Below are 12,377 nucleotides of genomic sequence, written 5' to 3'. Positions count from 1 at the left end.
TTATCATGGAACGTATCCTAATTAGCCCGCAAAAATATATTCAGGGAAGAAATGTAATTAAAAAAATGGGAGAGTATGTAAAACCTCTAGGAACCAATTTATTAGTTATTGTAGATGAATGTGTTTGGCATCTTGTTGGTGAAAAAGTTATGGAAAGCTTTCATAAACAAAATCTAAGCTTTGAAAAAGTCGGTTTTAATGGTGAAAGTTCTGAAAATGAAATTGCAAGAATTGAGAAAATAGGAAAAGAATTTGGTGCTGATGTAATCATTGGTATTGGTGGTGGTAAATCAGTAGACACAGCAAAAGCGGTAGGAGAAATTCTTTCGGCCAAAGTTGTAAGCGTTCCCACTATTGCCTCAACAGATGCACCAACCAGTTCTCTTTCTGTTATTTACTCTGATGATGGAGTATTTGAGAAATACAAATTTTATTTAAAAAATCCGGATATTATTTTAGTAGATTCCCAAGTCATTGCACAAGCTCCATCCAGATTTTTAGCTGCTGGGATTGGAGACGGAATGGCTACATGGATTGAGGCTAAAGCAAATTTAGAATCACGAAAACCCGCTATGGCTGGTGGACTATCTACCTTAGCGGCTGCTAAAATTGCAGAACTCTGCTGGGATACCTTATTTGAATATGGAGAAGCTGCGCTTTTAGCAGTTAAACAAAAAACTGTTACTCCAGCAGTTGAAGCCGTAATAGAGGCAAACACCTTACTTAGTGGACTTGGATTTGAAAGTGTCGGGTTAGCTGCAGCTCATGCCATCCATAATGGTTTTACTGTTTTACATGATAAGACTCATGATTTGATGCATGGAGAAAAGGTTGCATTTGGCACATTAGTACAAATGGCAATGGAATCTTGGACAACTGAAGAGCTATATAACTACATTGATTTCTGTATCAAACTCGGTCTACCTACTACACTTGAAGATTTGAACTTAGGTGATGCAAGTAAAGAAGAATTGATGAAAGTTGCAGAAGCTGCCTGTCAAGATGGTGAAACTATACATAATATGCCATTTGAAATTTCACCAGAAATGGTTTTTGATGCAATTATTGCTGCTGATGCTTATGCTACTGAGTATAAATTAAAAAAATCAATTTAAAATTACAATACAAAAATTAATAAACTTTAATTAAACGTATTTTAAAAATTTAATTAAATGTATATTACACATCATGAAATTTTGTATATGTCCTTTAAGCATTTAGCAAAATAACAATACAATATAATAAAAACTAAATAAACATTAAAATTTATACGTATCATGAAATAATCTGAAGACTTCATCCAACACATAAAAGCACAAAATATTTAAACAAAACATAGCATTATTTCAAAATTAATTTTGCAACTGAATTTTTACACCAAAGATAAATATAGAAATAAGAAAAAACCTCTTTATGAGGTTTTTTCTAGTCCTATACTTTTGATAATAAAATAAGCTGTTTTTATTATAAACAATAGGTTAGCAACACCATCTTAACATATAAAAACAAAAAGCCTATGTGTCAATTTTTCAAACTCCCTATAGTTTTTATGAGAATACTAAAAAGATATAACTAATAAAAAATGTAGGAGAAGTAATAGACTTAATTTATGCTGTTTCCAGTTTACCTATTTAGCTAAATTAAGACAGTTTTAGAAGATCTAGAAAGAATAATCTCATTTTATTACTAAAAAATACAACATGTTGTTTAGATTCAGTCAAAATCGTTGTTAGTCTTCTACTTAAGATAACAATTTTTTAGCTAACTAGATTATTAGAATTGACACTTTTGTGTACATTTCTATTACTTTTAGCTCACTATTAATTCTCACCTTACAAAAATAGTATATATATATACATTTTAATTGGATTTCCTGTAGTTTATGAGAAGAAATATACTATTTTTGAATGAATATCATTACATTTCCCTCTAATTTGTTTCATTTTTTGTAAGTTGTTATCCTACTAAATGAGGGTAATCATCACATATAAAAATTAGCATTAACAATAAATATCAAAGACATTCATATTTTTATATCAGTATCGGAGGTTACGACAATAATTCCTCAGAATATATTTTAAAAGGATTTTTATGTTGCCAAATATAATTTTTTAAAAATTATAAATTAGAAGTGAGGAGATATTATTATGATTATAAAAAAACATCCATTTCGTACTCTAGCAAAAACAGCTGTTGCATTAACTATGATAATTCCTACATCCCAAGCCATTAGCCAACCGTTTGCGTATGCGCAAGAAAATATAACCAAATCTCAACAACAAGTAGCACCATTTTGGAATAAAAACAAAGATTATCCAGGAGAATCTTATGTTACATATGAAGGTAAGGTTTATCATTCTTTATATTGGGTAAATGCAGGTACCTTACCTACCCAACAATTTAGCGGATGGGAATTATATACTGGTTCAGAATATATACCTGACAATAGCGATCCAAATGATTTATTTGGTGAAGGAATAACTTGGCCAACCCATGTTTTTGCACCATATGTAGATAACGGAATGAATCCTCAAAATCTATTAAAATATGCCCAAGAAACAAATACTAGTTTCTTTACGCTTTCGTTTATAGTGGCTGATAAAAATGGAAATCCAGTATGGGGAGGAAGTCATACCCCTATTGGAGATGGTAACTTAGATGATCAAATAAAACAAATTAGAAAAATAGGTGGAGATGTTAAAGTATCCTTTGGTGGAGCAAATGCTGGTAATATCCCTGGATTAGGTGCAGATCTTGCCGCAGCTATTACAGATGTAAATAAATTAAAAGATGCTTATAAAAGTGTAATTAACACATTACATTTAACACACATGGATTTTGATATTGAAGGAGTCTTAGTCGCTCACCCTGAATCTATTGAAAGAAGATCAAAAGCAATTGCGTTATTACAAAAGGAATTAAAAGCTGAAGGTAAAGATGTAAAAATTGGTTATACCTTACCAGTAATGCCCTATGGCCTAACTAATGATGGGATAAATGTGATTCAAAGCGCTATAAAACATGATGTAGATTTAAATTCTATTAATATTATGACTATGGATTACGGACAACAAAACCAACAAATGGGACAAGCTGCAATAGATGCTATTAATAGCTTGCATGGACAGTTAACTAATTTATATAAAGGTACTATTAAAGATTCTGACATTTGGAAAATGATTGCTGTTACACCTATGATCGGAAAAAACGATACTCAAAATGAAACTTTCACATTAAATAATGCAAAAGAATTGTTCCAATTTGCCAAAGAAAAAGGTATTGGGGAAATTAGTATGTGGTCAGTGTATCGTGATAAAAAAGCTACTGAAAGTTGGCAAATTGGTCAGGCAACTGGAGATGCTTCCGGATTACCCGATGTAGAAGATGGTGCCTTCTCTAAACTATTTTCTGCTTTTAATAGTAATACTGAAATTGACATAATAGCTCCAACAGCTCCTTCTAATCTACGTTCAGTTAATCAAACAGCAACAACTGTTGAGCTACAGTGGGAAGCTTCCACAGATAACATTGGTGTAAAAGAATATGAAGTTTATCGTGATGGAAAAAAAGTAGGAACAACAAAAACAACACGTTATGAAGATACGGGGTTACAAGCCAATACAAAATATAATTTTACAATTATAGCTACTGATGCAGCGGGAAATAAGTCAAAAAGTAGTAATGAAGTTTCAGTTACAACAAAGGAAGAGAATCCAGAACAAACAGCTCCGACAGCTCCAACAGAATTACAAGCATCAGAAACTACTACAAACAGTGTTCATTTAATATGGGAAGAATCCATAAGTAATGTTGGTATAAAAGAATATGAGATTTATCGTAACGGTACGAAAATAGCTACAAGTCCTTCAACTTACTATACAGATGAAAATTTGCTGGCTAGTACTGTATATAGCTATATGGTAAAAGCTATAGATACTCAAGGAACAGTTTCAGTTGCGAGTAATGAAATCAAAATCACAACAAAAGATACCCCCTCTTCTGAGTATAAGGCATGGGATTCGTATGCTGCATATAAAAAAGGAGATAGAGTAGAACATCAAGGTAAAATTTATGAAGCAGTTCAAAGTTATCAAGGATACGGTGATCCAAATTGGATTTTCTCATTAGCTTTATGGAAAGTAATTAAATAAACCGTAATACTATTAAATAAAAGACATCTTTCTTTTCAGATTGATGTCTTTTATGAATTGAAAATCATATTTTACAAATCTATTCTTTCATTTGCCCTAGACTATATATTTTCTATAGGTAATTCTTATTTTACATTACTATGATTTGATTAAGCATCATATTTTCTAAGTTAAGACAGGGTTTATATTTTTAATAGTTCGGACGAAAGTCCTAACATTAAAATATATTTAACTATATATACAATTAAAAGAAGGTTTTAAGATGCAGACGAACACCAATACTATAGAGGACATCTATCAGGAGATATTAGATGGAAAAAGAAATAAATTTCCACCAAATACTTGGAAATTAGATAGAAATAATCAATTGGCCAGAAGAGTCACAAAGTATTTAGTAACAAAAATTTTGAATTGGAATGAAGAAGAGATAAAACAGAATTGGAATAACAAATTGATTGCAAAGTATCGATTACGTGGTGTATTGAAGCACAAATATAATAATAGTCCATATGCGATGATTAATGATTTATATCCGAATCAATTTAAAGAATGGGAATTTAGAATGACACCATTAAATTTTTGGACGAAAGAAAAGGCCCTACAATTATTAAAATGGTTAATTGAAGAAGAGGAGAAATTACCACCACAAAAACTCTTACAAATTTATGGGCAAAAATGGTTAATTGAACATCGACTAAGTGCACCTCTAAGGTTAATTTGGAATGGAAGCCCGTATGCGATGATTAATGATTTATATCCAAATCGATTTAAAGAATGGGAATTTAATAAGGCTCCTAATAAGTTTTGGACGAAAGAAAAAACATTACAAGCACTAAAATGGTCAATTGAAGAAAAGGAAAAATTAAATCTGGATCAATTGAAGAATATATACGAAAATAAATGGTTAGCCCAATCAGGATTGCGTGGAGCCTGTCAATTATATTGGAATGATAGTCCATATGCAATGATTAATGATTTATATCCAAATCAATTTAAAGAATGGGAATTTAAGATGACACCTAACGGTTTTTGGACGAGAGAAAAAGCGCTAGATGCATTACGGTGGACAATTGAAGAAAAAGAAAAGCTGACAGATAATCAATTATTACAGCTATACACAATGCAGTGGCTTAAAAGTCATAGACTATGGACACCTGTAGTAAGATACTGGAATGGAAGCCCATACGCAATGATTAATGATTTATATCCAAATAAATATATAAAAAGTTCATTCAGAGGATATATAAATAAAGCTTAATATTATTAGAAATAACTTAATTAAAATGAAAGCTTAACTTGATAAACAGCAAACTATATTTTCTTGATGGGAGAAATATCTAATAACTAATTGGCACGATTAATAACAATAGAAAAACAGTAAAAAATGCTACTGGTTTAAAAATGAATTTAAGATTTTAGAGGAGGATATTTATGCAAGCAAAAAAAATTCTATTTATTTTTAAAGTGATTAGGATTCTAGCAATAGTTATCTTATTTCATCTCTTTTATTTTACACATCAATTTTCTTATCTCTATTTCTCAATTCCTTTCATTCTTGGAATATTCACTAGTATTATTTTAAAAAATAGCAAAAAAACAAAATTTTATAGATGAACTAGATGAACTTGATGAACTTGATAAACAAGCTATCAACTTCAGCAATGAAGCAATAGCTTGTTTTTATCTATCCTTCCCCCCTATTTTTACATATTTATTACTCCTTTTCATATGTCTTACAGGTCATTAATATAATTCCACCATTTAAGCTCCTCTGCCCCAGTATCTAAAACTTAAGATTTTAGCATTATATTAAGAAATTTATATGAGGATTTCGTTATAGATTTTTCTAAAATGAAAATTTTGTGAACTTTATAACAAGATAACTTGTTAAACCATTTTCAATAACTTATAATCTTAACTGTGTATGGTGTGTATAGTGTGTATCATAGACAGTTACACTTGTCGATGGAGAGGTATTTAAATGAAAATTATTTTAAATAATGCATCAAATCAACCTTTATATCAACAAATAAAGGAACAAATTAAAGATTCTATATTTAATAATGAATTGACGGAAGGTGAACAATTACCATCAATCCGTGTATTGGCTAATGATTTACATGTAAGTATGTTAACTACAAAAAGAGTTTATGCGGAACTAGAATCCGAAGGTTTTATCGTTACCAGGGTTGGAAAAGGTACTTATGTAGCATCTACAAACTTGGAATTATTAATGGAATCTAAGCGTCATATGGTTGAAGTAAAATTGACAGAAGTGTGCAAAATGGCTCGAAGTATTGGAATCCATAATGAGGAACTCTATTCGATGTTAGATTTAATCTTAAAGGAGGAAAATGAAGAATGAATGCAGTGTTAGAAGTGAAGAATCTAAACAAAGCTTATGAGAATTTTTCATTAAAAGACGTGACATTTTCACTTAACCAGGACTGTATAACTGGTTTTATTGGTACTAATGGTTCTGGGAAAACTACTACTATTAAAGCTATCCTCGGGCTCGTACTCAAAGATTCGGGTAAAATTAATTTTTTAGAAAAGGATATAGATAAACATGAACGAAAATCCAAAAATAAAATTGGTGTCGTGTTAGACGAAGGGTACTTTTACGATGAATTAACATTAAAAGAAATGAAGAATGTAATCGCCCCTTCCTATACTGAATGGGATGAGCATGTTTTTTTTAAGTATATTAAACGATTTAATTTAAATCTAGGACAAAAAATTTCTACCCTCTCCAAAGGAATGCGAATGAAATTTGCAGTTGCTCTAGCTTTATCCCACCACGCAGATCTATTAATAATGGATGAACCCACAAGTGGACTTGATCCATTGGTTCGAAGTGAACTAATAGACATACTTCTAGATTTTATGAAAGAACCAGGAAAGAGTGTCTTTTTTTCTACTCATATTACCTCAGATCTAGATAAAATAGCAGACATGATTATTTTGATAGATGATGGTCAAATATTAATTGATGAAGAAAAAGATGCACTAGTGGAAACACATGCATTAGTAAAAGGTGATAATCAATTGATTAATAATCAAACAGAAAAACTCTTTTTGAATTTGAGTCAAACTAAATATGGATTTGAAGGGATTACTCATAAAATAGATGATGTGTGCCGGCTTATGCCTGGTGTTTTGATGGAAAGACCAACTATAGAAGATATAATGCTTTCTTATATTGGAGGAAATACATATGCTTATTAATCTTGTTGTAAAAGACATAATGTTAGTCAAAAAATATTTTTCTATTTTACTCGTTTTTGCAGCCATTGCACCAATCTATCTTTCTACTCAATTAAAACTTAACGATGGTGGGCTTATTGCTTTTCTTTTAACAGTAGTTTTTATGGAACATATTTTGTTTGGTACAATATCCAAGTTCGAAGACCAATACAAAGGAGCAACTCTACTTTGTGCAACACCATATACTAGAAGTGCCTTTGTAAAAGCAAAATATCTCTTTCTATTGGTAGTTTTTCTTTGTGCCTCAATTATTCGAATGATAACTTCAATTATTATACCATCTGGTATCGAGAATCTTAGTATAAACGCTCTCGGAATAACATTCTTAGTTGTTAGTATTTTGTTTGGAATACTACTCCCTTTCCAATTTAAATTTGGTTTTGATAAAACAAGAATGATTTCTTTTATTGTTGTCTTTTTGACACCTTTTGTAGCTCCTACTCTTATAAAAGAAATTCAGTTGAGCCATCTGAATTTTACACTCCCTCTTCCATTCCCATCAATTATTATGGCATGGATGCCTTGTCTCATTTCAATAGTTATTAGCATTATATCAATGATAATTTCACTGAAGATATATGCAAAAAAAGATTTATAATTAGTTTAAGGGACATTTTAAAAAATATGTTTTATCATCCCACACTTATCAAAGTTACGTCAACGCACAAGATACTTCAGTTCTCAGCGTAGGAACTACTGACAAAGCCTGCTAAGAAAGCTGGTAGATACATCAATGTTAGCAGGTATCTGTCACTTCAAACATTTCGTTATTTACTTTCTAAACTAGAGCATTGATCTATGTCTCGATTAAAATGCATCCCTTATCAATTAAGTGATGTATTTTATATATTTATTTGATAAAAAAGGAAGGATGAATGTTCAATCAACCGACACAACTACTTCTTAGGAAGTGTGTTATAGTTAATTCAGAATCAATACTGCTTAGCAGCATTAATTCTCACCTATCTTTTATTTATTTGTTTTTACACCAACTTAAAGGAAAGACCAACTATATTTTTAGTTGGTCTTTCCTTTTGTTATTAGAATACGATTAAGAATCACTTAGTTATATACAAATTACTATTTATTTTACGATAATGTATATATACTTCCGATAGAATTCTACCGTCTCTTAATAAAATATGAAAAACATAACTAGTTAAGGTATCTATCAAAAAAATCGAAACAAAAAGAACTTGTAATATATAATTACAAATTCTTTTTATCGTAGCTTCAACACATTGGAACTATAAACTTGTAAACAACAACATTAGAGGAAGGGTGAATTATCCCCTTAAAATAATTATATAACTAATATTCATATTTTGAGATTGAAACCTTGAACATTTCGTTAATTTTAACGATTATTTTAATATTCTTCATTTTTAATTTACATAAACATTTAAATTTCTATACTTTATAATAAAGTAATATAAAAAATAAAAATATATGTGAAATTTTTTATATTTTTTTGATATTAATAGAATATTTTATGATTATCATTTCATTTTCACTCTAATATTGCTATGTTTGTAGATTGCTATTAGAGATTTACCTTCTAAAACTTACTTAAAATTGGTTAGTATTGAATACATTGACTGAAAATTGAGAAATCAAATGCATATTGATACTATTATCATATAAATTATCTGTCAGTCTAACTTCCATTACCCACAATAATGTTTTTCTATATATGTATAGAAATAATTTATCTGTCAGTAATTTATAGTTTATTATCATACATTAAAAAGGAGGAAGTAAAATTATGAAAAAGAAAATCATTACAGCAACTGCTCTGGCTGCAACATTAGCTACAGGTGCATTACCTACAACATCAGTATTTGCTGCTGAGACAGTTGCTCCTATCCAACAACAGGAATCACAAGTTAGTATTCAACCGTTTGCACAAAGTAATCTAGAAACGGCTGTTCATGCTGCATTACATGGTCCCGAAGTAAAAAAAATAAAAGTATTTGAGCATGAATTTAATGTAAAAGAAATTGAAGTTGTGGATCGAGGTGCAGCTGGTAAAGATGTATACGGACAAATTTCTCATCATTTAAGCTTCCGTCCAGATGATCAACTTTACTATAAATTCACAAAAAAAGATGGTGAGGTAACGGGGTTCGAGTTCCATATTGATAGAGGGGGCTGGACACCAATTGTAGCTCCACTTTTATCAATTCTTGCTGCATATAACGGAATTCCCGTTAATCCAAATGATTTAAATTCACTCGGTCAACAACTTGGAAAAGTTATCGATGGTAGTTGGGAACATGCAGGACAATCTATTGCTACTGCAGTTAGTTTAAGCTTTAATGAGAAATAAGCTTATAGGCATTATTTAGGATTACAGAGAAGTATTATTCGTAAGTTTTTCTAAAATGATATTATATGTAACAAATCTATTTCTAACTTTAATGCATTAATACAAGTGAGACTCTCCCCAAAAGTCTTTTGATCTCAGATATGGAATGCATATAATTTTGCCACATAAGTTCTTAACAAATAAAAATCTATGTTAATTAAAATTAAGAATCATGTAGATCTTACTAATTTCAGCAATTCATTGTACTTCGGAAAACAGACGTCTAGTTTAAGACTTCTGTTTTCTTTGTATAAAGTAGATTTAAATTGTATGTCTGATAAAGTACATGAAGTATGATAATATACTTTTTCATCATTTTACATGTGGATTATTTCATTTTACTAAACTTGCACATGATTATTTTGACCTTCCCACCCCTGTATGATTACATTTCTAAACTTATGTTCCCAGTGCACGATGGCTTTTGAGTAAATCTAAATGAGAATATCCCTCTCTAAATTTTAAAGCTAACAAAATATTTTAAGGTAAATGACAATAGTAACTCATATGATAGCTAATATATTATCTTATTTGCCTTACTTTCTTTTTAACTTTACAAACCTTTTGGTATCTATTGAAAATTTGTCCTTATTTATACAAATAAAATTTTTCAATTAATAAACTCTGTTATTCCTATGCTAGACTTTATTAATATGATGAAAATTCCTAAATTATTATATACGGCTAATCTATTTAAAATCAGGAGAGATATAATGAAAAAAATAAAGATGAAAAAACACTTAAAATTCGGGATTCTTACTTGTTTTACACTAGCGAGTTTATGTACAACTTCAATAGTATTTGCTGATAGACACCCAGGTTATTCCTATGAGCCTGATTTAGGTTATCGAAATCCAACATGGATGTCAAAGTTAGAAGATGCAAAAAGAATAAGCGAATTATCTATTCCAGGTACTCATGGTTCAATGGCTTTACATGGAGCAAGTTTTATTGATGAGAATTTGACAAGAAATCAAACAATGCCCCTGTCTCAGCAATTCAATGCAGGGATACGTTATGTAGACATGCGTGTGAAACGTGTGAAAAATTCTTTTGCCATGCAGCATGGTATTGTAAATCAAAAAGCAATGTTTGAAGATGTATTAAAAGAAACAATCCAATTTTTAAGAGACAACCCTCATGAAACAATTTTAATGCGCTTAAAAGAGGAAACTGATCCAGAGAACGGCTCACAGTCATTCGAGGAGATATTTAAAAGTTATAAAGACCGTAATGTGTCCTACTTTTGGGAACCTAATTCTGTTCCATTTTCAGAAAGAAATAACCCTAAGTTAGGAGATATCCGCGGAAAAATTGTAATACTACAAAACTTCGCGTCATCTCAAGAATACGGTATTAATTATGAATCATTAAATATCCAAGATAATTTTGAAGTTAGCGCTGGACCAGATGGAATGTATGAAAAATGGAATGCAGTAAAAAACCACCTTCTAAAGGCAAATAAAGATACTAACAATAGTCATATCTATCTCAACCATTTTAGTGGTACGGGTGGCGCTACAGCATTATGGAATAGTTATTATCCTTGGTTTGTTGCAAGTGGAAAAGAAAATCGAGATACTGGTAGTAACCCACAGTTAATTCAAAAAAACACAACAAATGAATGGAAAGACTTCCCTCGTGATACAAATGGCCAAGTATTTTATGGTGGAATGAATACAATGGGGACAGATTTCATACTACAAGGTGGGATCAAACATTCTGGTATCATTGCAGCTGATTTTCCAGGGCCAGGTTTAATAGATAGTATCATTAAATTAAATGGGATAAACGTTAATGAAAAAGAAATATTTATCTCCCAAATTTCTTCTGACCCTAAGCCATTGTCTGGAGAAAAGAACCGATCCAGCCAAAACTTTAGTATAAATAATTTACCCCCAGGGACAATGGGCTTAAAATGGATTATTGAACCTACCCAGGGAGAGACTTCTGACAGTATCTCTTTCAATATTATGGTCGATGTTTCTCTGGGTCTAGATCGTGTTAATTGGAGCAATATTTCAAATGAGTCCAGGACTGCAGCAGATACAAATTCTAAATACTATATCGCAAATCCAAGTGGTGCTAATCACCCGTTTACAGTAAAAATATATGCTATCACCAATTAATTTTTTTGAAGGTTTATTTTAACCTTCCGTCGCCTTAAGAAATTTAATTACCTTATGTATCAAAATAGCATTCTCTCCAAGTATGCCATATTAAAGGAAACACATGAATCCAGCGAACTTGCAAAAATTTCATGTTACATATCTTTAGGATTATAAAATAAAAAAGAATCTAGAAATTCCACTAGATTCTTTTTTATTTCTGGAAACAATTCATATTTAGATTAAAATGTTTATATTTTATAAAAATAGTTAGAATACAAATTAACAAACCGCTGACTGCCCTAAAAATAAAAGGCCTATAACTACAATTTCATTTCATTTTGTTAATTAATTCATGTCAACTTTATTTATAGAAATACCTTATATAGAAAATAACATTTCTTAGTCTGGTTCCCCGTTACTTTCATATCAGTACATAATTATATCACCTTTCTGTATATATAATTGATTTATAGCAAAGGC

The 12,377-nt window shown here is 30.5% G+C and carries 8 protein-coding genes; all 8 read left to right on the top strand.

Annotated features, from left to right (window positions below):
- Nucleotides 1-5 precede the first annotated feature (5 nt).
- The 8 genes from DN400_RS18575 (at nt 6) to DN400_RS18535 (ending at nt 11,915) form a co-directional block, all read left to right on the top strand.
- Nucleotides 6-1,115: a glycerol dehydrogenase gene (locus DN400_RS18575; RefSeq protein ID WP_147801818.1), complete on the top strand. Its 1,110-nt coding sequence runs from the start codon at nt 6-8 to the stop codon at nt 1,113-1,115.
- 1,032 nt (nt 1,116-2,147) lie between these two features.
- Nucleotides 2,148-4,151, top strand: coding sequence for a fibronectin type III domain-containing protein (locus tag DN400_RS18570; protein ID WP_147801817.1), 2,004 nt, complete (start codon nt 2,148-2,150; stop codon nt 4,149-4,151).
- Between the two features lie 262 nt (nt 4,152-4,413).
- Entirely contained in the window at nt 4,414-5,409 is a 996-nt protein-coding gene (locus tag DN400_RS18565) for a DUF4046 domain-containing protein (protein ID WP_147801816.1), read from the top strand.
- A gap of 723 nt (nt 5,410-6,132) precedes the next feature.
- Nucleotides 6,133-6,516 carry a GntR family transcriptional regulator gene (locus DN400_RS18555; RefSeq protein ID WP_000691660.1) on the top strand — a complete coding sequence of 128 codons (384 nt, stop codon included), beginning with the start codon at nt 6,133-6,135 and terminating at the stop codon, nt 6,514-6,516.
- Nucleotides 6,513-7,379, top strand: a complete 867-nt coding sequence (locus tag DN400_RS18550) for an ABC transporter ATP-binding protein (RefSeq protein ID WP_147801814.1) — start codon at nt 6,513-6,515, stop codon at nt 7,377-7,379. Before DN400_RS18555 ends, DN400_RS18550 begins: the two co-directional genes overlap by 4 nt.
- Complete coding sequence (locus DN400_RS18545; protein WP_097946496.1) at nt 7,369-8,016, top strand: ABC-2 transporter permease; 648 nt, start codon at nt 7,369-7,371, stop codon at nt 8,014-8,016. The genes DN400_RS18550 and DN400_RS18545 overlap by 11 nt, the downstream gene beginning before the upstream one ends.
- Nucleotides 8,017-9,183: 1,167 nt before the next feature.
- Nucleotides 9,184-9,747, top strand: a complete 564-nt coding sequence (locus DN400_RS18540) for a methyltransferase (protein ID WP_147801813.1) — start codon at nt 9,184-9,186, stop codon at nt 9,745-9,747.
- 752 nt (nt 9,748-10,499) lie between these two features.
- Nucleotides 10,500-11,915, top strand: a complete 1,416-nt coding sequence (locus DN400_RS18535; protein WP_147801812.1) for a phosphatidylinositol-specific phospholipase C — start codon at nt 10,500-10,502, stop codon at nt 11,913-11,915.
- Nucleotides 11,916-12,377: the final 462 nt, after the last annotated feature.

Source organism: Bacillus sp. AR8-1, assembly GCF_008042345.1.
In the GTDB taxonomy this organism is placed as follows: domain Bacteria; phylum Bacillota; class Bacilli; order Bacillales; family Bacillaceae_G; genus Bacillus_A; species Bacillus_A cereus.
Note: the sequence above shows the minus strand (reverse complement) of the source record. Positions and strands in the feature narration are given on the sequence as shown.

What these genes read in the sequence shown, in the direction of transcription:
- DN400_RS18570 (WP_147801817.1), top strand. Translation starts at nt 2,148, where the DNA reads ATGATTATAAAAAAACATCCATTTCGTACTCTAGCAAAAACAGCTGTT.
- DN400_RS18555 (WP_000691660.1), top strand. Translation starts at nt 6,133, where the DNA reads ATGAAAATTATTTTAAATAATGCATCAAATCAACCTTTATATCAACAA.
- DN400_RS18535 (WP_147801812.1), top strand. Translation starts at nt 10,500, where the DNA reads ATGAAAAAAATAAAGATGAAAAAACACTTAAAATTCGGGATTCTTACT.
- DN400_RS18545 (WP_097946496.1), top strand. Translation starts at nt 7,369, where the DNA reads ATGCTTATTAATCTTGTTGTAAAAGACATAATGTTAGTCAAAAAATAT.
- DN400_RS18540 (WP_147801813.1), top strand. Translation starts at nt 9,184, where the DNA reads ATGAAAAAGAAAATCATTACAGCAACTGCTCTGGCTGCAACATTAGCT.
- DN400_RS18565 (WP_147801816.1), top strand. Translation starts at nt 4,414, where the DNA reads ATGCAGACGAACACCAATACTATAGAGGACATCTATCAGGAGATATTA.
- DN400_RS18575 (WP_147801818.1), top strand. Translation starts at nt 6, where the DNA reads ATGGAACGTATCCTAATTAGCCCGCAAAAATATATTCAGGGAAGAAAT.
- DN400_RS18550 (WP_147801814.1), top strand. Translation starts at nt 6,513, where the DNA reads ATGAATGCAGTGTTAGAAGTGAAGAATCTAAACAAAGCTTATGAGAAT.